The 22,068-nt window shown below is 64.7% G+C and carries 22 protein-coding genes; 12 read left to right on the forward strand and 10 right to left on the reverse strand.

Going from position 1 to position 22,068, the window contains the following annotated elements:
- Window positions 1-31: 31 nt before the first annotated feature.
- Window positions 32-862, reverse strand: coding sequence for a pyrroline-5-carboxylate reductase (proC, locus tag ASC93_RS22670; protein ID WP_056447777.1), 831 nt, complete (start codon window positions 860-862; stop codon window positions 32-34).
- A gap of 37 nt (window positions 863-899) precedes the next feature.
- Window positions 900-1,601, reverse strand: coding sequence for a YggS family pyridoxal phosphate-dependent enzyme (locus ASC93_RS22675; protein WP_056447780.1), 702 nt, complete (start codon window positions 1,599-1,601; stop codon window positions 900-902).
- Between the two features lie 179 nt (window positions 1,602-1,780).
- On the opposite strand from ASC93_RS22675, the gene ASC93_RS22680 reads away from it, so the two are divergent.
- From ASC93_RS22680 to ASC93_RS22690, 3 genes are all read left to right on the forward strand, one after another.
- Entirely contained in the window at window positions 1,781-2,824 is a 1,044-nt protein-coding gene (locus ASC93_RS22680) for a type IV pilus twitching motility protein PilT (protein WP_056447783.1), read from the forward strand.
- Between the two features lie 15 nt (window positions 2,825-2,839).
- Window positions 2,840-3,976 carry a PilT/PilU family type 4a pilus ATPase gene (locus ASC93_RS22685; protein WP_056447786.1) on the forward strand — a complete coding sequence of 379 codons (1,137 nt, stop codon included), beginning with the start codon at window positions 2,840-2,842 and terminating at the stop codon, window positions 3,974-3,976.
- Window positions 3,977-4,159: 183 nt separating this feature from the next.
- On the forward strand, window positions 4,160-4,642 hold the full coding sequence (locus ASC93_RS22690) for a glutathione peroxidase (RefSeq protein ID WP_056447789.1): 483 nt from the start codon (window positions 4,160-4,162) through the stop codon (window positions 4,640-4,642).
- Window positions 4,643-4,651: 9 nt separating this feature from the next.
- Here the strand turns inward: ASC93_RS22690 and ASC93_RS22695 are convergent, their stop codons facing one another.
- A complete protein-coding gene (locus tag ASC93_RS22695; protein ID WP_056447792.1) occupies window positions 4,652-6,826 on the reverse strand; it encodes a TonB-dependent siderophore receptor in 2,175 nt (724 codons plus the stop codon).
- A 243-nt stretch (window positions 6,827-7,069) separates the two neighbouring features.
- Between ASC93_RS22695 and ASC93_RS22700 the strand changes: the two genes are divergently transcribed.
- From ASC93_RS22700 to ASC93_RS22720, 6 genes are all read left to right on the forward strand, one after another.
- On the forward strand, window positions 7,070-7,531 hold the full coding sequence (locus ASC93_RS22700; protein ID WP_157202081.1) for a hypothetical protein: 462 nt from the start codon (window positions 7,070-7,072) through the stop codon (window positions 7,529-7,531).
- A gap of 126 nt (window positions 7,532-7,657) precedes the next feature.
- Window positions 7,658-8,410 (forward strand): hypothetical protein, encoded by a 753-nt coding sequence (locus ASC93_RS22705; protein WP_157202082.1) that lies wholly within the window; start codon window positions 7,658-7,660, stop codon window positions 8,408-8,410.
- Between the two features lie 245 nt (window positions 8,411-8,655).
- Complete coding sequence (locus tag ASC93_RS32860; RefSeq protein ID WP_082548289.1) at window positions 8,656-8,787, forward strand: alpha-L-fucosidase; 132 nt, start codon at window positions 8,656-8,658, stop codon at window positions 8,785-8,787.
- Window positions 8,753-9,946 (forward strand): alpha-L-fucosidase, encoded by a 1,194-nt coding sequence (locus ASC93_RS22710; RefSeq protein WP_267874976.1) that lies wholly within the window; start codon window positions 8,753-8,755, stop codon window positions 9,944-9,946. Before ASC93_RS32860 ends, ASC93_RS22710 begins: the two co-directional genes overlap by 35 nt.
- 22 nt (window positions 9,947-9,968) lie before the next feature.
- Complete coding sequence (locus tag ASC93_RS30165; RefSeq protein ID WP_082548274.1) at window positions 9,969-10,667, forward strand: serine protease; 699 nt, start codon at window positions 9,969-9,971, stop codon at window positions 10,665-10,667.
- 206 nt (window positions 10,668-10,873) lie between these two features.
- Entirely contained in the window at window positions 10,874-11,740 is an 867-nt protein-coding gene (locus tag ASC93_RS22720) for a hypothetical protein (RefSeq protein WP_056447810.1), read from the forward strand.
- Between the two features lie 477 nt (window positions 11,741-12,217).
- On the opposite strand, the gene ASC93_RS22725 is transcribed toward ASC93_RS22720, so the two are convergent.
- From ASC93_RS22725 to ASC93_RS22755, 7 genes are all read right to left on the reverse strand, one after another.
- Window positions 12,218-12,853 (reverse strand): hypothetical protein, encoded by a 636-nt coding sequence (locus tag ASC93_RS22725; protein ID WP_056447813.1) that lies wholly within the window; start codon window positions 12,851-12,853, stop codon window positions 12,218-12,220.
- Between the two features lie 62 nt (window positions 12,854-12,915).
- Window positions 12,916-13,605, reverse strand: a complete 690-nt coding sequence (locus ASC93_RS22730) for a pentapeptide repeat-containing protein (protein ID WP_056448248.1) — start codon at window positions 13,603-13,605, stop codon at window positions 12,916-12,918.
- A 61-nt stretch (window positions 13,606-13,666) separates the two neighbouring features.
- Complete coding sequence (locus ASC93_RS22735; protein WP_082548275.1) at window positions 13,667-15,187, reverse strand: family 43 glycosylhydrolase; 1,521 nt, start codon at window positions 15,185-15,187, stop codon at window positions 13,667-13,669.
- A 243-nt stretch (window positions 15,188-15,430) separates the two neighbouring features.
- Window positions 15,431-15,745, reverse strand: coding sequence for a hypothetical protein (locus ASC93_RS22740; RefSeq protein WP_229412840.1), 315 nt, complete (start codon window positions 15,743-15,745; stop codon window positions 15,431-15,433).
- Between the two features lie 59 nt (window positions 15,746-15,804).
- The gene (gene glcF, locus ASC93_RS22745) at window positions 15,805-17,034 is read right to left on the reverse strand and encodes a glycolate oxidase subunit GlcF (RefSeq protein ID WP_056447822.1); all 1,230 of its coding nucleotides are present in this window, start codon (window positions 17,032-17,034) and stop codon (window positions 15,805-15,807) included.
- 3 nt (window positions 17,035-17,037) lie between these two features.
- The gene (glcE, locus tag ASC93_RS22750; protein WP_056447825.1) at window positions 17,038-18,102 is read right to left on the reverse strand and encodes a glycolate oxidase subunit GlcE; all 1,065 of its coding nucleotides are present in this window, start codon (window positions 18,100-18,102) and stop codon (window positions 17,038-17,040) included.
- A 2-nt stretch (window positions 18,103-18,104) separates the two neighbouring features.
- The gene (locus ASC93_RS22755) at window positions 18,105-19,586 is read right to left on the reverse strand and encodes an FAD-linked oxidase C-terminal domain-containing protein (protein ID WP_056447828.1); all 1,482 of its coding nucleotides are present in this window, start codon (window positions 19,584-19,586) and stop codon (window positions 18,105-18,107) included.
- Window positions 19,587-19,660: 74 nt separating this feature from the next.
- On the opposite strand from ASC93_RS22755, the gene ASC93_RS22760 reads away from it, so the two are divergent.
- The 3 genes from ASC93_RS22760 to ASC93_RS22770 are packed head-to-tail and all read left to right on the forward strand — an operon-like array spanning window position 19,661 to window position 21,955.
- A complete protein-coding gene (locus ASC93_RS22760) occupies window positions 19,661-20,215 on the forward strand; it encodes a cob(I)yrinic acid a,c-diamide adenosyltransferase (protein WP_056447831.1) in 555 nt (184 codons plus the stop codon).
- 10 nt (window positions 20,216-20,225) lie between these two features.
- Window positions 20,226-21,263, forward strand: coding sequence for a rhomboid family intramembrane serine protease (locus ASC93_RS22765; RefSeq protein WP_056447833.1), 1,038 nt, complete (start codon window positions 20,226-20,228; stop codon window positions 21,261-21,263).
- Window positions 21,260-21,955: a 2OG-Fe(II) oxygenase gene (locus tag ASC93_RS22770; RefSeq protein ID WP_056447834.1), complete on the forward strand. Its 696-nt coding sequence runs from the start codon at window positions 21,260-21,262 to the stop codon at window positions 21,953-21,955. Before ASC93_RS22765 ends, ASC93_RS22770 begins: the two co-directional genes overlap by 4 nt.
- The last annotated feature ends 113 nt before the right edge of the window (window positions 21,956-22,068 follow it).

Raw genomic sequence — 22,068 nt, forward strand, 5'->3', positions numbered from 1 at the left:
GCCGGCCCGGTGCACGGCACGTGGCCTGCGCTCAGGCGTCCTTGCCCATCTCCTCGCCCAGCTCGCGCCCGCGCGCGGCGGCGGCCTTCATCGCGTCGACGATTGCCTGCTTGACACCGGCCGCTTCCATGCTCGTGATGGCGGCGTGCGTGGTGCCGCCCTTCGACGTCACGCGCTGGCGCAGCACGTCGACCGGTTCGTCCGACTGCGCCGCCAGCTGGGCCGCGCCGGTGAACGTCGCCAGCGCCAGCGCCTTGCCCTGTTCCGCGGACAGGCCCATCTCGGCGGCCGCCTGCTGCATCGCTTCGAGGAAGTAGAACACGTAGGCCGGGCCGCTGCCCGACACCGCCGTCACCGGATCGATGAGGCTTTCTTCGTCCAGCCACACGGTCTGGCCGACGGCGCGCATGATGGTGTCCGCGGCATCCTTTTGCGGCGCGCTGGTGCCGGCCATCGCCACCATGCCCGTGATGCCCTGCCCGATCAGCGCGGGCGTGTTCGGCATCGTGCGCACGATGGCGCCGTAGCCGCCGAGCCAGCGCGACAGGTCGGCGCCGCGGATGCCGGCCGCGATCGACAGCAGCAGCGGCTTGTTCGCCGGTTGCGATTGCAGCTCAGTTCTCAAATGAGCGGTCACGTCGCGCATCTGCTGCGGCTTCACGGCCAGCACGATGACGTCGCTGGCGGCGACGGTGGCACCGATGTCCGGCGACGTCGTCACGCCGTACTGCGTGCGCAGGCGCTCGAGCGCGTCGGCGTTGGGGTCGACGACGTGGATGTCAGCGGGTTGAGCGACCTTGCCGGCCAGGCCGGCGATGAGGGCAGTGGCCATGTTGCCGCCGCCGATGAAACTGATCTTCATGGTGTCCTTTGTGTTCGCGCGCGTGTTGCGCGCTTGTCTATTCGTAGTGGCGCGCGCCGAAGATCGCGCTGCCGATGCGCACGATGGTCGCGCCTTCCAGCACGGCCGATTGCAGGTCGCCCGACATGCCCATCGACAGCGTGTCGAGGTGGATGCCGGCGCGGGCGAGGTCCCGCGCGAGCGCGCGCAGGCGGGCGAACGGCGCGCGTTGCAGGGCCGGATCGGCCTGCGGTTCCGGAATCGCCATCAGCCCGCGCAAGCGCAGGTTCGGCAGCTGGACGACGGCCTTGGCGAGGTCCGGCAATTCCTCCGGCTTGACGCCACTTTTGGTGGCTTCGCCGCTGATGTTCACTTGCAGGCAGATGTCGAGCGGGCCCAGTTCCGGCGGGCGCTGTTCGGACAGGCGCTGGGCGATTTTCAATCGTTCGACCGTGTGCACCCATTGAAAGGCGGCCGCGATGGAGCGTGTCTTGTTGCTCTGGATCGGGCCGATGAAATGCCATTCGAGCACGAGGTCCGGTCGCGCTTTTGCCACAGCGGCGATTTTGTCGACGCCTTCCTGCACATAGTTTTCGCCGAACGCGCGCTGGCCGGCGTCGATCGCTTCCAGCACGGCTTCAGGGGGAAACATCTTCGACACCGCCAGCAACCGGACCTCGGAACGGGGCCGATGCGCGGCCTCGCAGGCGGCCTGGATTGTCGCTTCGACAGCTTGCAAGTTGGCTGCGATTGTGGACATAATGGTTTTCTATAGGAAATATTTTGCAGTTCTACGCACTTCAAAAGGGGCCTCGAAAACCGTAGCGAGCGGAAGGAGTTTCGTTCGAGAAGCGCAGCCGTACTTACGGTACGGCGAGCATCGCAGGACGAAAATCCGACGCGCAGCAGGTTTGCGAGGCCCCCACCACAGGATTATAAATGGACATCTCAGAGTTGCTCGCCTTCTCGGTGAAGAACAAGGCCTCGGACCTGCACCTCTCATCCGGCCTGCCGCCGATGATCCGCGTGCACGGCGACGTACGCCGCATCAACCTGCCGGCGCTGGAGCACAAGGACGTGCACGGCATGATCTATGACATCATGAACGACGGCCAGCGCAAGCAGTACGAAGAGATGCTGGAGTGCGACTTCTCGTTCGCGATCCCGGGGCTGGCGCGCTTCCGCGTCAACGCCTACAACCAGGAACGCGGCGCGGCGGCCGTGATGCGGACGATTCCGTCGAAGATCCTCACGCTGGAAGAACTGAACGCGCCCAAGATATTTACCGAGCTGGCGATGCGGCCGCGCGGCCTCGTGCTCGTGACGGGTCCGACCGGCTCCGGCAAATCGACGACGCTGGCCGCGATGGTCAACCACCTGAACGAAAACGAATACGGCCACATCCTCACCATCGAGGACCCGATCGAATTCGTGCACGAATCGAAGAAGTGCCTGATCAACCAGCGCGAAGTGGGCCCGCACACGCTGTCCTTCAACAACGCGCTGCGCTCGGCGCTGCGCGAAGACCCGGACGCGATCCTCGTCGGCGAGCTGCGCGACCTGGAGACGATCCGCCTCGCGCTGTCCGCCGCCGAGACGGGCCACCTCGTGTTCGGCACCTTGCACACGTCGTCGGCCGCGAAGACCATCGACCGTATCGTCGACGTGTTCCCGGCCGAGGAAAAGGAGATGGTGCGCGCGATGCTGTCCGAATCGCTGCAGGCCGTGATCTCGCAGACGCTGCTGAAAACGAAGGACGGTTCCGGCCGCGTGGCCGCGCACGAGATCATGATCGGCACGCCGGCCATCCGCAACCTGATCCGCGAAGCGAAGATCGCGCAGATGTATTCCGCGATCCAGACCGGCTCCAACGTCGGCATGCAGACGCTGGACCAGAACCTGACGGACCTCGTGCGCCGCAACGTGATCTCGCCCGCGGCCGCACGCGCCGCCGCCAAGATCCCCGAAAACTTCCCAGGATAAGCAGCGAGGACCGACATGGAACGCGACCAGGCCTCCAAATTCATGTTCGACCTGCTGCGCCTGATGGTCAGCAAGGGCGGTTCAGACCTGTTCATCACGTCCGGCTTTCCGCCGGCGATGAAGATCGACGGCCGCATGACACCCGTGTCCAGCCAGGCGCTGACGGGGTCGCACACGGCCGACCTGGCGCGCGCCATCATGAACGACAAGCAGGCGGCCGGCTTCGAGCTGTCCAAGGAAGCCAACTTCGCCATCAGCCCGGGCGACCTGGGACGCTTCCGCGTCTCGGCGTTCATGCAGATGGGTGCCGTGGGCATGGTGCTGCGCGTGATCACGACGACGATCCCGAAGTTCGAGGACCTCGACCTGCCGGACGTGCTCAAGGACGTGATCATGACCAAGCGCGGCCTCGTGATCATGGTCGGCGCCACCGGCTCCGGCAAATCGACGACGCTCGCGACGATGGTCGGCTACCGCAACGAGAACAGCTACGGCCACATCATCACGATCGAAGACCCGGTCGAATTCGTCCACCCGCACAAGAACTGCGTGATCACGCAGCGCGAGGTCGGCGTCGACACGGACAGCTTCGAGGCGGCGCTGAAGAACTCCCTGCGCCAGGCGCCGGACGTGATCCAGATCGGCGAGATCCGCGACCGCGAGACGATGGAACACGCGATCGCGTTCGCCGAGACGGGCCACCTGTGTCTCGCCACGCTGCACGCGAACAGCTCGAACCAGGCACTGGACCGCATCATCAACTTCTTCCCGGAAGAGCGCCGCCAGCAGCTCCTGATGGACCTCTCGCTGAACCTGAAGGGCCTGATCTCGCAGCGCCTGATTCCGAAGAAGGAAGCGAAGGGGCGCGTGGTCGCCATGGAGATCCTGCTGAATTCTCCACTGATCTCGGACCTGATCTTCAAGGGCGAAGTCCACGAGATCAAGGAGATCATGAAGAAGTCGCGCGAGCTGGGCATGCAGACGTTCGACCAGGCCCTGTTCGACCTGTACGAAGCCGACAAGATCAGCTACGAAGATGCGCTGCGCAACGCGGACTCCGTGAACGACCTGCGCCTGAACATCAAGCTCAACAGCAAGCACGCGAAGAATCGCGATTTCTCGGCGGGGACGGAGGCGCTGGGTCTCGTCTGAACACGCACCGCGACGCGGGATAGCCTGACGACGGCCCTGCCGCCCCGGGCGGGGCCGCCCGCGATGATGCCCACGTAAAACAGCGCGCCGGCGGCCAGGGGAATGTTCGCGGTCGTCTGCATCCTGCCCGCCTTTGTCTTACACTGTTGCATTCGGATCAGCGCAAGCTTACAGGAGACTCCCATGAACGTGTTCGACTTCCAGGCCACTTCCCTCGACGGCAAGCCGGTCGACCTGGCGCAGTACCGCGGCAAGGTCCTCCTCATCGTCAACACCGCCAGCAAATGCGGCTTCACGCCGCAATACCAGGGCCTCGAAACCCTGTACCGCGAACTGCACCCGCGCGGCCTGGAAGTGCTGGGCTTCCCCTGCAACCAGTTCGGCGGCCAGGAACCGGGCAGCGAAGCGGAGATCGGCGCCTTCTGCGAAAAGAACTACGGCGTGAACTTCCCGATGTTCGCCAAGGTCGACGTCAACGGCGACGCCGCGCATCCTTTGTTCCAGCACCTGAAACAGGCGGCGCCCGGCGTGCTGGGCACGGAAGGCATCAAGTGGAACTTCACCAAGTTCCTCGTCGGCCGCGACGGCGCCGTCCTGCATCGCTATGCGCCGCAGACCAAACCCGAAGACATCGCGGGCGACGTCGAGAAGGCGCTGCAGCAGTAAGCTGCGCCCTCAGAATTTCATACCGAGGTTGAAGCGCAGTTCGATCGACTGCGGACCGCGCGTCCACATTTCGCTGGTGCCGCTGGCGTCGCGGTAGCGCGAGTAACCCAGGTCGTCCGCGCCCAGCGCATTGCCGACGGAAAGCCGCAGGTCGAGCCCCTTGCGCGGCGAGTACTGGACGTAGCCGTCCACGTCGCGGCGCGCCTGCAGCTGCGTGCTCTGCTCCTGCGAGACGCGCACCATGCCGCCTTCGCGAAAGGCCAGGTTGATACCCCAGCTGAACGGTTCCTTCTTGTAGTCGGCGCCGAACACGGCGGAGAGCGGGATCTGCCGGTCGAGCCGGTTGTCCGGCCCCGGCACGGTCGCGACCTGCGACCAGTTGCGGTTCAGGTTGAAGCGCAGGTCGAGCGGCGGCGCGCCGGCGCGCATGACGGCCTTCAGCGGAAACTTGACCTCGACGTCGAGCGTGCGCACCACGGCGTTGCCGTCGTTGACCGGGTGGTACAGCCAGCGGCCGTTCGCGTCCTGCCCGAGGATCGTGCGGATGTAGTCGCGGATGCGGCGCTGGGAGCCGCCGACCGAGAACACGGCCCCCGGCGCCCAGAAATGCTCGTAGGTGACGTCGATGCCGTTCGCCTGCTCGGGGCGCAGGGCCGGGTTGCCGCTGATGTCGGCGCTGAACCGGGTGTTCGTTTCCGTCTCGACGCGGCGCGCGCTCAGCTGGTTGGTGTCCGGCGCCTTGAACGTGTGCGTCAGCGCGAGGCGCAGCTGGCGCCCGCTCTTGTCGGGAAACTTGTACAGCGTCTGCGCGACGGGGCTAAGCACGTGCGCGTTCGAGGTGGTATCGACCAGGCCCGAACCGCTGCTGTCGGTGCGGATACCTTCCCAGCGCGCCCCCAGGTACATCGACCACTGCCGCGTGACGTTCCATTCGTCCTGCGCGAAGGCGGCCGTGCGGCGCACGCGCGGATCGAACGCCTCGATGAAGTCGAGCGGCACCTGGCCCACCAGGCCGTCCACCCGGTGCGCCCTGGAGTCCTGTTCCTCGCGGCTGATTTCCCAGCCCGCCGCCAGCGCATGCCCGTCGAACAGGCTGCGCGTATATTTGCCGCTGCTGCTCGCGCCCGAGAAACGCACGCGCCCGTCGCGCAGGCGCGCGAACCGGAGCGCGTCGCCGGCCGTGGCCATCAGCCGGTCGGTGCGCAGGCCGAAGTCGGCGTCCGATGCGCGCAGCTTGGCATCGAGCTTGCCGCCCCAGCGTTTGGCGACCCAGTTCAGCTCCGCCGAGACGAAGCGGCCCGACGAATCGCTGCGCCCGTGCCCGCGCAGATAGTCGGGCGCGGGCAGGCCGCCGATGCGATTGGTGTCCAGGCTCGTGTCGTCGCTCGCGGCGCGCTGCGCCAGCAGGTTACCGCTCAGGTTCAACTGATCGTTGTCGGACAGCTGCCAGTTCAGGCGCGGCGCGACGCCGGCGATCACGTTCGTGTTGCGGTGAGCGACGACTTCGTCGCGCAGCAGCGTGACGGTATCGTCCGGCGCCGTGAACCGGTCCAGTTCCGTACTCGTCGCTGCGCGCAGGTTGTGCTGGGCAGTCACGTTCACGTACCACGACAGGTTGCCGCGCTTGTCGGCCAGCGAGGCGTTCAGGTATTGGCTCTGCTTCTCGTCCGCGTGGTTGATGGTGAGCCGTCCATCTTTCTGCGGCTTGGCCACGACCTTCTTCAGCACGATGTTGACGGTGCCCGCGATCGCCTGCATCGAGAACTCGGCAGACGCGGCGCGAATGATCTCGATCCGCTCGATCTGGTCGGGCGGCACGGCATCCAGCGCAAAGCCCGGCGGCGGGCGCTCGCCGTTCACGAGGATCTGCGTATAGCCGTTGCCCAGCCCGCGCATGCGGATGCTGTTGCCCACGACCGTGACGCCCGGCGCGCGCTTGAGCACGTCGTACACATTGGTGTCGCCGTACTTCAGGATCTCTTCCTGCGTCATCACGGTCTTGCTCGCGGTGTCGTCGCGGCGCGGATCGTAGTCGTCGGCCCTGGCCTTGACCTCGACCTTGGCGATGGGCGCCTTCTTCGCCTCGACCGGTTTTGCGTCGGCTTTTGCTTCGATGGGTTCGGCGGCGTGGGCGGTGAAGGTGCACACCAGGGCCAGGGTCGCGGCGCAGGCGGAACGGGTCATGAGCGTACTCGGTTATAACGAACCGGCCATTATGGAGAGAAACGCGATCTTGTTTCTCTCGCAAAACCACGACGTGTGAAATGATCAACAAGCTGAGCGGGGTGACGGCGCGGGAGTCTGGATCGCGCGGCTCGATTGCCGCTGCCATTCGCAGACCCCGATGAGCAATCGGTGACAAAGTGCGCATTTCTCAATTCACGCATCTGATACCTTATTGCTTCCCATTTATTTTTGAGAGAACCAATGCATTTCAGGAATATGCGCTTTGCACGAATTCGGCAACCGGCCGCATTGTTGACAGCAGCGATCCTTCTGTCCGCCTGTTCGAAGGGCCCGACTGTCGATGGAACGTATGTCCTGACGAAGGGGCCCATCAGTTGGCCGCCCGTAACCGTAACGCTTGCTAACGGCAAGTTTGTCTTTTCGGCTGGGGCGAGTGGCGACTACACGGTAAGCGATGGCAAGGTTCTTCTGACTGGCATGACATTTAACGACGCCATGCACATCGACGGCAACAAGCTTGTCGGCGCAAAGGCTGAGCTCATGCGAACGCATACTTCACCGGCGGCCTGGACGCAGGATTGTTCCGGCATCGCTGACGAGGGTGATAAGGCGGCGTGTTTCGAATTAAAGAAGGGAATCGACGCGGAAGCGGCAGACCGACGTGCCTTCGTCGAGCGCACGAAGCACGCCCAGGCTTGGTGAGATCGGGTTGCGAGCGAATTAATATGGGGCATAGATACCACGGCCTTAATACGATATGCCGAAAATCTGCAATATTTCGCCGCTCGCTGCAGAGTCAAACGTGCCTCGCCGTCAGCGCTCGGATAAATGATTTCCACTACCCGCCCCCGCCGCCGCACCGTCCTGATGGCCGGTGTCATATCTATTGCTGTCCTGTTCAGCGTATATCTGTGCCTGCTCATCTGGGCAAAGCCGATGTTCGAATACCGGACCGTTTATGGAATCTATCAGGTATGGTCGGACCGGCCCATTTCGCCGGCGATCCGGCCCGTGCTGGATGACGTCACACGGCGGCTGAAAACCTCGGCCGTGCACGATGCATCGGTTCCGGTAGAAATCTACATCTGCAACGCGCCCTGGCGTATGTGGCTCTACGGGATGAAGTTCAGTACGCGGTACGGCGGCGTGGCGGACGTCTGGTTGACCCGGCATGTGATCATCCGTGCGGCGGACATCGCGGCGAACCGGGTCGTGTCACCCTGGCCATATCCGATCCCCGATGAGCAGCATCGTCCGCTGTCGTATTTCATCGCGCACGAGATTACGCACGTCGACTTGTCGCGCCGATTCGGGCGCACGATGGTTGCCCGATATCCGGAGTGGCTCATGGAAGGCTATCCCGACTACGTCGGCAAAGGCGGGGATTTCGATTTCGATGCGAATCGCGCAAAATTCCTCGCCGGCGCGCCGGAACTGAGTCGAGCCACGAGCAGCTTGTACCTCGGGTATCACTTGCGCGTTGCCTATTTGCTCGACAAGAAACACTGGACACTCGACAGGATCTTCGCAAAACCGCCAAGCGACGTCGAACTCGATTCCTGGCTGCGCTCGGGTCGGTAACGCCATCAAATAATCAGCCGCTTGAGTAATGCCCCACGCAACAGTCCCGCCGCTGCGTTTTCGTGGATACTCGATGGATCGATCAGCGCCATGCGATCCGGATGAAGGCATTGCTCGTCCTGCTGGCCTGCGCCCTGCCCGCCAGCGCTAACCCACTCCCCAAACCCGATCGCGGCGGCATGCCGAGTCGAACCTGTACGACTATGGCGTGATGGGGCCGCCCGCGACGCCGGCCATCGTCGCCGCTGCCGCCAGGGCCATTCCAGGCCAGGTGGGAATCGATCCGCCACCATTACCATCCGCCGGCCTGGCGCGCCGGCGCCAAGTTCGGCATCTTCCTGCATTGGGGACTGTACGCCGTGCCGGCGCACGCCTAGTGATGCCGACCGCGCACACCACGATAATTTCGCGCTCCGGGACAGCGCCGTCACGCCGTTCAATGCCAAGCGCATGGGGCCGCACCGCGACCTGATCGGCGACCTCGGCGCGGCGGTGCGCAAGGCCGGGCTGCGCTTCGGCGTCTCCAATCACGGGGTCGAGAATTTCACCTTCGTGAATCCGACCGACACGCTCGACGCACGGCTCAGGACGCAGCACGCCGACCTGTACGACGCGACCTGGGCCGGCTTCTACAACGTGGCCGACCGCAGCCCGCAGGCGATGGCGCGCTTCCTCTCCGATTGGCTGGCGCGTAATTTCGAGCTGATCGACAAGTACCAGCCCGATCTGCTGTATTTCGATAACGGCGTGAACCTGCGGGTACTCGATCCATTGAACGAGCGCGTGGCCGCCTACTATTACAACCGTGCGGCCGACTGGGGCAAGGACGTGTCGATCGTCACCAAATGGGTGGCGTACGCGCCCGACAACGACGACCGCCACCAGATCGGCGCCGTCATCGGCTTCGAGAAGGTCGGCACGCGCTCACCATCCGGCATCCGTCCGGGACCGTGGATGGTCGACGACACGATCGGCAGCACCTGGGGCTACACGGACCGCATGACAATCGGCTCGGCGGGCGCCATCCTCGGCAAGTTGATCGATACCGTCAGCAAGGGCGGCTTTTATTTGCTGAATATCGCGCTCAACGCCGGCGGGACGATTCCCGACGACCAGCGCGCGGTATTGCTCGAGATCGGCGCCTGGCTAAAACGGAATGGAGAAGCGATCTACGGCACGCACGCCTGGACGCGCTTCGGCGATGGCGACTGGCGCTTCACGGTCAAGGACGGCGCGCTGTATGCGATCGGCAGGCCGAGTGAGTATTCTCATTGCTGCCGCCACCTGTTCTCACTGACCGCCGCCACCCGTTCTCATCAGTCGCCGCCACCTATTCTCACTTACCGCCGCCACCCGGTTCTCATTCATCGCCGCCAATCGTTCTCGTCGGTCACTGCCACTCGGGCTCGTGAGATTTCGCGTATTTTTCAGATGAGCAAGATGTTATCCTCTATGGCCAACGGCCGAGTCCGGCCCGGAACAGACAGTCAGATGCCGCCATTGGCAAGCTTTCCCATATTTATTGTGCAAATGTAATTGGCCAGCTTGGAAGACGATAATGAATGATCAGAAAGTTCGGGACGTTGTGCTCCCGGTGTTTGCAGGGGAATGGAAGGACACAAACTTCGCTTTTAGAGAAGTGGCGGGAACTGCGTTTTTGATCGGGAAGCGGGGCTTTGCTGTTACTGCAGCACATGTCATTGATCAAATTAACTTGGAATCGTCTGCAGTGGCCGTCGTAACCGATGAGGGGTGGTCGGCATATCGCATCGTGGGTGCGGAAAAGCATCCTTCAGAAGATGTTGCGGTGATACAGCTCGAATATATGCCGGGGCCATCATGGATGGTAATTGGTTCGTCCAGTGAACATCAGGCGTGCAGTTACCATGCCTGGGGTTATCCAATTGCCATAGCGGAAATGGGCGCCAAGCACAATGAAGATGGCCTGCAAACTCCAGACTTGATATTTACCAGAGGGTATGTCCGGAGACGAATCTCAAGGGAGTTGCCGTTCTCCATTTACCGTGGCCAAGCGTTTTATGAGCTTAGCGAAGTCGCTGGTGATGGATGCTCTGGCGGACCAGTCGTCAAGATCCCGAACGTACCGATGGGAGACGCATGGGAGATCATGGGTGTCTACATTGGTGCAGGGGAGGCAGTGACTCCTGTTGGTTATGCTACTAGAAGTGACTCATTTCATAGTTGGGAGCCTCAACTTCTCGGTCGTTCAATTCGCGACGAGTCATTGGATAGATGAGGTCGAAAAGTCCGCTTCGGGGCGGATGACCATTGCAGAAGCATCTTTTGTACGCAGTGGTGAGGGCTTTCCTGCACTCGAAATGATTGAGGACTCAGTAGCGGCGATGCCCCTGCTGAACTACTAAAATATTTAAATTCTGAACTCGGCGGCTGACGGCCAATTGCGGAAGCTTCAAGTAGCGGCGATCGATAAAGGAACAATTGATGTTTAACTTTTTGGTGATTAGCGCAGAGATCACTTCGCCGCGTGGCATAGTCACATTGGGGACGGACCGTGTTTTTAATTGTACGAACGCTGATATAGAGGAGAAGTATGCTCCCGGAGGCGTGCTTGACCAAGCTGCACTGATGTCAATGCCATTGGTTATCACGAACGAATCCAGTAGCGACCCCGCTGTTCGGACTTTTGCTCGGGTTGGCACGATCACTAAGATCAGACGCGACAACTCGGAGTATCACATCGAGTACACACTCGATTCCGACATCTCCCCGATTGCCAATGATGTCCTTGAGTCACTCGGCCCCCAGCTGAACTTCATATCTGCTGGAAGGCGATCCTGGGGCGATTTTCACACCAATCATTGGGCAGTTAAGGACGCTGATCTCTTTCGTGTTTTGTACACTGAAGGCTTGGGCCATCGGCAGCCGACAGTCTTTACCTTACCCCAAGGATCAGTAGATCCAAACTTGGTCTCGGTGATGATGCCATTCGATGGTGGGTTTAATAGAGTTTTTGCAGCGCTGGAAACCGCAGTAAGTGCAGCCGGTATGCGATGCCTACGTGCCGACAAAATCTGGGAGCACCATGTGCTTATCGAAGATGTCGTGAAGCTTATCGCGAGTGCCAGAGTTGTGATTTGCGATCTGACAGGCAAGAACGCGAATGTCTTCTACGAAGCCGGGATCGCGCATGCGCTGGGTCAGGATGTGATCCTGATTGCGCAGCATGAGACCGACATTCCTTTCGATCTCCGCCACATCCGCTACGTTAAATACCTCAATAATGAAGAAGGCTTGAAGGTGTTGGCGGAAAGCGTAGGGAAACGGTTGCAAAGCCTGGTCAGGAAGTGACCAGGGCCTGCATAAGTTGATATAGGCCAGGCGACCTCAAAATAGTGCCGCCCTGCCATTCTTCTTCGGATACGCCTGCCTCGAAGAACCTTTTGAATCGCACGCACCACGCGCAGCGCCCAGCAGCACGGGGATCTCGAAGTAATCTATCCTCCGTATTCACCGGAGACGGCATGTATCAGCCAAGTGACAATCTGGAGAGGCTTCTCTATTTCTTGCCCCTCGTAGCGCGACCTTCCTTCTTTAGCACCGGTGCATTGTTTCGCCGAGAATAGGCGGCGGTGTTCTATGAGATTGGGTGGCGGCGGTGGGGAGAATACTCACCGAGCACTCGCGACGCGACGCTGGCGTCCGTGACGCCGGCGCTTGGCAAGGTTGCGCGGGTCGAACGGATCGGCGACGATGCGGTTCCGTTCACGCAGGACGCGGCAGGCCTGCACCTGCAAATCCAAGACAGCAGCGCCTGGCCCCGATCGCTCAGCGCGGATAGACGAATCCAGTCCGGATATCGGTCGGAAGCAGGCGCTTGCCATCGCGCACCATCAGGCGCTGGGGCGGCTCGTCGCCGGCCAGCGCACGCCAGATGACGGGCAGCCCTTCGCCCTTGCGCAGCAGTTCGTCGCTGCGTTCGAACACGTTGGGACATCCCGTCGCCGCCAGCAGCGCCTGCACGATCGTCACCCTCCACAAGTCGACACCGGCGGCATTGAACTGGCACACCAGGTAACCGGCGGTTCCGCCGTAGCTGTGCACCAGGAGGCCCGGCAGGCCGTCTTTCTCGCCATCGATCACCAGCGCCAGGGCTTGCGGATCGGCGCCGCGCACGGCGACGGCACGCCGCGCGACCGCGGCCTGCACGCGCCGCTTGATCATCGCGTGGTCGACCGGCTCGTCCTCGCGCAAGGTCCAGACGCGGGCCGCGATCTGCGACTTCGCGTTATAGGCCGCGCGCGCCAGGAACTGGCGCGACGACGTCTGCACGACCGCCGTGGCGCCGGGCTTGCTGCGTTCCTGCGGCCGCCCCTCGACCTTGTCGATGGCCGAGAGGTAAATCCAGGGATCGCCGGACAGCAGGCTCTTTTCCTTGCCCTGTTTGATGGTGATGATGAGCATATGCGGGCTTCGTTTTCAGGAGCCGAATGATACAGCAAGGCTGCCGGTTTCCGTTTGGCGCACTACGCCACGTTCAATCCCAGCGCCCGCACCAGTTCCGCGGCCTGGCGCGCGGAGATCGTGGCGCCGGCGAACTGCTTCGCGTTCGCGAGCTTCAGGCCGCCCAGGTCCGCCTCGCGCAAATCGGCCGCATCGAAGCGCGTGTCCTTGATGTGGGCATCGCGCAGGCTGCACCCTTCTTCGAACACGGCGTCGCGGAAATCGCAGCCCGACAGGTCGGCGTCGGCGAAATCCAGGCCGCGCAACGTCGCCTTGCGGAACGACATGCGGCGCAAGTCGGCGCCGACGAGCAGGCAATCCTCGAACGAGAGCCCCAGCTGGCTCACTTCCTCGAAGCGTGCGCCCGTCAGCTTGCAGGCGCGGAACGCCACGGACGCCAGCCTGGCGCGGCGCCAGCCGGCATTGTTCAGGTCACAGGCGTCGAAGCGCGCGTCGACCAGGTCGGCCGATTCGAAATCCGCATGGCCGCCGCGGCAGCGCTGCCAACGCGTGCGCGCCAGGTTCGCGGCATACAACGACGTTCCGGCCAGCGCGCAGCGGGTGAACACGCAATCCTGCAGGTTCAGGCGCGACAGGTCGGCGCCGGTCAGGTCGCAGTCTTCGAGGACGAGCAGCGTGTCGTCGGCCAGCAGCGCTTCGATGCGCGCGCGGCCGACGGATTCGCCGCTGAGGGTGATGGTGGTTCGGGACATGGCCGGCAGCATACACGCCCGCGCGGCCTTGCGCATCCCCGTTCGAAGCGGTCCCCGGTCCTTACTTGACGAAGGGCCAGCCGTCCGACGTGAAGCCGAGCGTGTTGATGCCCAGCGTCGCGCGGCCGCCGTTGTTGCCGTCGTAGTAGTGGTAGACGTAGGTCGGCGCGTTGTTGTTGCCGGCGTCGGTGAACACGCTGCCGCCGCCCGGGCCGATGATGTTGCCGTGGGTGCTGAGCAGGATGGTGCCGCCGCCCGCCGTCAGCGCCACGCCGCCACGGTCCACGTACGGTCCGGTCACGCTGGTGGACCGGCCCACGATGGTGCGGTAGGTGCTGGTGGTGCCGTTGCAGCAGAGGTTAATCGGCGCGAAGTAATAGTAGTAGCCGTTGTAGTAGTAGATGAACGGGCCTTCCTCGCCGGCCGACGGGTTGCCGCGTTGCGCCAGCGTGTAGACGGTGGTGTTGGTCGTCGATTGCAGGCCCGTGCTCGGGTTCAACTGCATCAGGTGGGTGCCGTCGCTCCACGAGCCCCATGCCATCCACCAGTTGCCGCTGGCGTCCTTGAACGGCGCCGGGTCGATCGCATTGTCGGTGGTTGCCCAGAAGCCGGAGGCAGGCTGCGTGGTGGTGCTGGTCCACGACCTGGTGACGAAGCCCTTGTCGGTCCACGGCCCTGCCGGCGACGAACTGGTGGCCACGCCGATCACGGCTTCCGCGCCGGTGCTGGGCAGGTAGGGAAGCGAATAGTACTGGTAATAGGTGCCGTTCGAAACCAGCATGCTGGGCGCCCAGACGTCCGTGTTGGCGCCGTTGTTCCATCCCTTCGGCGTCTGCAGTCCGCCCCAGGAACTGAAGTCCGGGCCGATCGACGGGCAGTTCGGCGCATAGCCGCCCATCTGCGCGCTGGTGCAACTGGTGTACATCGTGAAGTTGGTGCCGTCGGTCGACGTGGCCACCGTCTGGTGCGAACCGTACAGCCAGTATTTGCCGCTGGTGTCGCGCAGCATGAACGGGTCATGCACGAAGATGCCGTTGCCGGCGACGGCGCGCGGCGCCGGATAGGGGCTGACCTGCGTATTCACCAGCTGCCACTCCTGGCACGTGCAGTTGGTCAGGCCCCACTGGTCGATGGTGGCCGCGGTCGACGTACTCGCCATGTACACTTCCAGGTACTTGCCGCTGTTGACGTTCTGGATCAGGAAGTTCCCGTCCGCGGCCTGGGTGACGGTCCACAGGTGATCGGACGTGCCGTTGTCGGACCACTGCACGATCTGCGCGCCGTCGGCGGTCGAGGCATTGGCCACGCCCAGCACCTGGTGCGTCAGCATGTTCTCGATGTTGTACTGCCCGTTCCCCATCGGCATGAAGTGCCACAGGTGGTCGGCCGTGCCGTTGTCGGTCCACTGGACCACTTTTGAACCCGCGGCCTGGCTGGCGCCGTCGATGCCGAGCACCAGGCCGCTGTTGACGTTCTTGATCTTGTACTGGACGCTCGTGTTGATGGTGATGGCGGCATGCGCCGAGAAAGCGATGCAGGCCAGGCCGGCCAGCATGGCGAGACAGGAATATAGACGTTTCATGGATACTCCGCTGAAAATCAGTCGAGTGCCGAAGCTGTCGGGAATGTCAGCGGAGCGAGAAAGTCGGACCGGCGCGCACGCACGCCGGGCATTGCCATGGTTTCCATATGATCTCCGTTGTCGTTTTAATAGTCCCCACACTACCGGCGGGTATTTACCGCAATTGCAGTCTACTTATCGACAACGGAACGCACCAATCGTATTTATGACGTTCGTAATACTAAATTCGATATCATGCGCAGGTCAGCGCGTCTCGACGCGCGCGGACGCGTGGATCGTGCAGCCGCGGTGCACATTCTCCAGAAAGCGCAGCGCTTCTCCCAGCCGGCAGGCCGGCGGCAGCAGGCGGCCCAGCGCTTCGTCGTCGGCGATGCGGTCGACACCATAGGCGATGGCGCGCGAGATGTCGCGCGCCTCGCGGCCGTCGCTGTTGTACAGGGCGTCGTACACGCCCACCGCTTCCCACAGCGGCACGTAGCCGGGACTGATGCTGTCCTGGAAGGCGACGGACGGCGCCGCGTCCTCGTCCTGGGATATCAGCCGAAACACGAAACTCACGATCCACTCCATCGATCTTCGAAACAGGGCGCCGATGCTACCACGGGACGGCGGCTTTTTCAGCCCGCCAGCGCGCGGTCGACGAGCTCGATCCAGTGCGTCACCGGCGTCGCCGTCCCCGACTGCAGGTGCGAGATGCACCCCACGTTGGCCGACACGTATTCCTGCGCGCCCGTCGCCTCGAGATTGGCCAGCTTGCGGTCGCGCAGCGCGTGCGCGATCCCGGGATGCAGCACGGAATACGTGCCGGCCGAGCCGCAGCACAGATGGCTTTCCGCGCACAGCACGACGTCGACGCCGGCCGCGCGCAGCACGCCCTCGACCTTGCCGCGGATCTGCTGGCCGTGCTGCAGGGTGCACGGCGGGTGGAATGCGACGCGTTCATGGATGCGGCCCGCGAGCCGCGCCGCGATCTCGCCTTCGAAGTCGCACATCACTTCCGACAGGTCCTTCGTCAGCGCCGCGATGCGCGCGGCCTTTGCCGCATACGCAGCGTCGTGCGCGAGCAGGTGGCCGTAATCCTTCACCGTCACGCCGCAGCCGGAGGCCGTCATCACGATAGCTTCCACCTGGCCGCTCTCGACATACGGCCACCACGCGTCGACGTTGCGGCGCATGTCGGCGCGCCCGCCGTCCTGGTCGTTCATGTGGAAACGCACGGCGCCGCAGCAGCCGGCGCGCGGCGCGGACAGCAGCTGGATGCCCAGCGCATCGAGCACGCGCGCCGTCGCCGCGTTGACGTTCGGCGCCATCGCCGGCTGCACGCACCCTTCCAGCACGAGCATCTTGCGGGCGTGCTCGCGCGTGGGCCGGCGGCCGGGCGCCCGCGCCCGCTGCAGCTTGTCCCGCAGCGTGGACGACAACAACGGGCGCACCATCTGCCCCGCCTTGAACGCGGGCTTGAAGAGATTCGGCCGCGGCAGGAATTCCTTCAAGGTCGTGCGCTTGACCTTGTCGGCGAACGGGCGCGGCACGCGTTCGTCGACGACCTTGCGGCCGATGTCGACGAGGCGTCCGTACTTCACGCCCGACGGGCACGTGGTTTCGCAGTTGCGGCACGTGAGGCAGCGGTCCAGGTGCAGCTGCGTCTTGCGCGTGGGCGCCTCCCCTTCCAGCACCTGCTTGATCAGGTAGATGCGGCCGCGCGGGCCATCCAGCTCGTCGCCCAGCAGTTGATAGGTCGGACACGTGGCGGTGCAGAAGCCGCAGTGCACGCAGGCGCGCAGGATCGCGTCGGCTTCATCGCCCTCGCGCGTGCCCTTGATGAAATCGGCGAGATTCGTTTGCATGGTCTATCCGTACATCCGGCCGGGGTTGAAGAGTCCGGCCGGATCGAAGCCGGCCTTCAGGCGTTCGTGAATGCGTGCGACGGCGGGCGCCAGCGGCTGGAACACGCCGACGCTTTTATCGCCGCCGCGCAGCAGCGTGGCATGGCCGCCCGCCGCGCTCACGGTCGCGCGGATGCGTTGCGCCGTGGCGGCATCGCCGGGCGCACGCAGCCAGCGCTGCGCCCCGCCCCACTCGATCAGCTGCGCGCTGCCCAGCACGATGGCGCCGACGGTCGACGGCACGGACAGCCTCCACAGCGGCAAATCGCCTTCAAAAAATGCGTGGCGCTGTTCGCGCAGGCTTGCCCAGAAGCGCGCGCAATCCGGCAGCACGGCCCCGCCCAGCGAACGGATGGCCGCATCGACGGCCGCATGCGCGCCGGACAGCCGCACCGTCAGCACGCCGTCGTGCCAGCAACTCGCGGACACCGGCAGCGGCTGGCCGGCCCATTCGTTCAGGCGGCGGATGGCGTCGATCTCGGTCACGCCGTCGAACACGAGCGTCGCTTCGCGCGGCGCGCGCGGCAGCACTTTCACGGACACGTCGAGCAGCAGCCCGAGCGTGCCGAGCGACCCGGCCAGCAGGCGCGAGACGTCGTAGCCGGCCACGTTCTTCATCACCTGGCCGCCGAAGCGCAGCACGTCGCCCTTGCCGTCCAGGAGCGTGCAGCCGAGGACGAAGTCGCGCACGGCGCCGCTGCTCGCGCGGCGCGGTCCGGACAGGCCGGCCGCGATCGCGCCGCCCAGCGTGGCGTGCGCGCCGAAATGCGGCGGCTCGAACGCGAGCATCTGGCCGCGCTCCGCCAGCGCCGCTTCGATGGCGGCCAGCGGCGTGCCGCAGCGCGCCGTGATCACGAGTTCCGTCGGCTCGTAGTCGATGATGCCGGCGTACCCGCGCGTGTCGAGGATGTCGCCCTCGAGCCGCTGTCCATACCAGTCCTTGGTGCCGCCGCCGCGGATACGGAGCGGGCGCTTGTCGCGCGCAGTCGTCCGCACGCGTTCCTGAAACTGTTCGACGATATTCTGCATGATCAAAAACGCGGGAGGTGCGCGAACGGCAGTGCGCCGCCCGACACGCGCATGCCACCCAGTTCCGCGCAGCGGTTCAACGTGGGAATGGCCTTGTTGGGATTGAGGAGCATGCGCGGATCGAAGGCGCGTTTCACCGTGAAGAACGCGGCGAGCTCCTGCGCGCCGAACTGCACGCACATCGAATCGATCTTTTCCACGCCGACGCCATGCTCGCCCGTGATGGTGCCGCCCACTTCCACGCACAGCGCGAGGATCGCGGCGCCGAAGGCTTCGGCCCGGTCGAGTTCTCCCGGCTGGTTGGCGTCGAACAGGATCAACGGGTGCATATTGCCGTCGCCCGCATGAAAGACGTTCGCGCAGCGCAGGCCGAACGTCGTCTCCATCTCTTCGATGCGCGCCAGCACGTGCGCGAGCTGCTTGCGCGGGATCGTCCCGTCCATGCAGTAGTAGTCGGGCGAGATGCGGCCCGCGGCCGGGAACGCGTTCTTGCGGCCGGACCAAAAGCGCAGCCGCTCCGCCTCGCTCTGCGACACCGTGATCGCGCTGGCCCCGGCCGCGCGCAAGACCTCCGTCATGCGCGCGATTTCTTCCGCCACTTCGGCCGCCGTGCCGTCCGCCTCGCACAGCAGGATCGCCGCGGCGTCGAGGTCGTAGCCGGCTTTCACGAACGGTTCGACCATGCGCGACGACGTGCGATCCATCATCTCCAGGCCGGCCGGGATGATGCCGGCCGCGATCACGCTCGCCACCGCATTGCCGCCCGTCGCCACGTCGTCGAACGACGCCATGATCACCTGCGCCTGCGCCGGCTTCGGCACGAGTTTGACCGTGACTTCGGTGACGATCCCCAGCATGCCTTCGGAGCCGATGAACACGGCCAGCAGGTCGAGGCCGGGCGCATCGAGGGCGTCGCCACCGAGTTCGATGACGTCGCCTTCGATCGTGCAGACGCGCACGCGCAGCACGTTGTGCACGGTGAGTCCGTATTTCAGGCAGTGCACGCCGCCCGAGTTCTCGGCCACGTTGCCGCCGATCGTGCAGGCGATCTGCGACGACGGGTCGGGCGCGTAATACAGGTTGAACGGCGCGGCCGCTTCCGAGATGGCGAGGTTGCGCACGCCCGGCTGCACGACGGCCGTGCGCGCATAGGGTTCCACGCGCAGGATGCGGGAGAGGCGCGCCGTCGAGATCACGACGCCGTCCGCCAGCGGCTGCGCGCCGCCGGACAGGCCCGTGCCCGCGCCGCGCGGCACGATGGGCACGTCCAGGTCGCGGCACACCTTGAGGATGGCGAGCACCTGCGCCTCGTCGTCGGGCAGGGTCACGACCATCGGCAACTGGCGGTAGGCGGCGAGGCCGTCGCATTCGTAGGGACGGGTGTCTTCGGGATCGGCGAGGACGGCGCGCGCCGGGAGCACGGCGCGCAGCGCGGCGGCGACGGCGCGCCTGCGCTCGGGGTCGACTGGAATCGAGGGAATCATGGATCGATTGTAAGCACAATCCCCGCGATTTGGCGTATGCTCCGCCTATCTTTTTTCGTAGGCAGGATATAAGCATGGGCAATCGACTTTCCAAGATCGCGACCCGCACCGGCGACGACGGCAGCACCGGCCTGGGCGACGGCAGCCGCACCGGTAAAGACAGCGCGCGCATCGCGGCGCTGGGCGACGTCGACGAACTGAATTCCTTCGTCGGCCTGCTGCTGTGCGAGGACATGCCGGGCGACCTGCGCGAGGAACTCGTCACGGTCCAGCACGACCTGTTCGACCTGGGCGGCGAGCTGTGCATCCCGGGCTACCAGCTGATCAAGATTGATCAGGTGGCGCGCCTGGACGCGCTGCTGGAAAAGTACAACGCCGACCTGCCCGTGCTGAAGGAATTCATCCTGCCGGCCGGCGCGCGCGCGGCGTCGCTCGCGCACGTGTGCCGCACGGTGTGCCGGCGCGCCGAGCGCAGCATCGTCGCGCTGGCGAAAGTCGAGACGATCAACGCGGCGCCGCGCCAGTACGTGAACCGCCTGTCGGACCTGATGTTCGTGCTGGCGCGCGTGCTGAACCGGCACGCGGGCGGCAGCGACGTGCTGTGGCAGCACGAGCGCAAGCGCACCTGACGGAGCGCGGATGACGGCAACCTTCGACGTCCGCTTCCACGCCGGCCGCGCCAACTGGCCGGCCAATCCGTTCCACTTCCAGGGCAAGGGCGAGGTCGCCGTCGAGCCGGACTTCGTGCTCGTGCGCGGCAGCAGCCACCGCTCGTTCCGCTTCCCGGTGCGCGCGGAACACCGGCTGCGCGTGGTCGACATCGTCAACGTCCACACGGACGGTGAGGACGTGCACTTCCACGTGCTGGGCGTACGCGAGAACCTGGGCGTCGGGTTCAGCGCGCCGGACGCCGCGACGGCGCAGCGGATCGCCGCCCTGCTGCCGGCACGCCGCACCGAGGCCTTCGCCATCGCCCACGCGGAGCGCAACGACTTCCACGACCGGATCGATTACTGGAGCCCGTCCACACCCGTGCTGTGGACCCTGCTGGCGCTGAACATCGGCATCTACTTCCTCATGTGGCTCGTGCGCCGCAACCTGCCGGGCGGCGCGATGGGATCGATGCTGGGCTGGGGCTGGAATTCGAACTACGACGCCGTGCTGCGCTCGATCCAGCTCGTCGACTGGGGCTCGAACGTGGGCCGCCTGACCTTGAACGGGCAATGGTGGCGCCTCGTCACCTCGCTGTTCCTGCACGGGAGCATCCTGCACCTGGCATTCAACATGATCGCGCTGTGGCAGGTCGGCCAGCTGGTCGAGCGCCTGTTCGGCAGCCTGCGCTTCACCGCCCTGTACATGATCGCCGGCGTGTGCGGCAGCGTCGCCAGCGTGATGTGGAACGCGCACGTGAACAGCGTGGGCGCGTCCGGCGCGATCTTCGGCATCGTCGGCGGCCTGCTCGCCTTCATGCGGCGCGAGAACAGCGGCGTGCCGCCCACCGTCGTGCAGGACTTGCGCGGCTCGCTGCTGCCGTTCCTGGTGTTCAACCTGGCGGCGGGCTTCCTGTATCCCCATACGGACAACGCGGCGCACATCGGCGGCCTGGCCGGCGGCTGGCTCGCCGGCCACCTGCTGGCGCGCTCGCTGCACGTGCCGGCGGAGCGGAAAACGGCATGAATGACGACTTCATCGGCATCTACGACGGCGCGCTGACGCCCGACCAGTGCGCGCACATCCTGGCGCGGTTCGAGGCCAGCGACAAGCACATGCGCGGCCGCACCGGCATGGGCGTGGACACGGCGAAGAAGGACAGCTGGGACATCACCATCAGCCAGTACAAGGAGTGGCACGACGTCTGCAACCTGATGACGACGGCCGTGCGGCGCCACCTGGCCGATTACATGGACCGCTACCGCGCGCTGCTGCTGGGCGCCCTGGCGCCGACGGTGGCGCATCCCGCCACGGGCCGGCCGGTGGCGCTCGCGCTGGACAATTTCGACGAATGCGGCCGCCCGCACCTCGACGGGCTGATCCAGGCCATGTACCGCTGCGGCGCGATCAACCTGCAAAAATACCTGCGCGGCAGCGGCGGCTACCACCACTGGCATTCCGAGATCTATCCGCAGAACGCCAGCTGCGACACGCTGCACCGCGTACTGCTGTTCCAGTTCTACCTGAACGACGTGGCGGAGGGCGGCGAGACCGAATTCCTGTACCAGCGCCGCAAGGTCGAGGCGCGCCAGGGCCGGCTGATCATCGCCCCGGCCGGTTTTACGCACACGCACAAGGGACACGTGGCGACGAGCGGCGACAAATACGTTGCCACGTCGTGGATCCTGTACCGCCGCGCCGAGGACTTGTTTTCGTAACGTTATCGCGGTGCGTGCATTTGGTGGGCACAGGGTGCCCACCCTACGAAATCACAAGGCCGTAGGGTGGGCTCCCCGAGCCCGCCTTACGCATGCGGTTCGCGAACGTTTTG

Source organism: Massilia sp. Root335 (genome assembly GCF_001425685.1).
Classification (GTDB): domain Bacteria; phylum Pseudomonadota; class Gammaproteobacteria; order Burkholderiales; family Burkholderiaceae_D; genus Telluria; species Telluria luteola.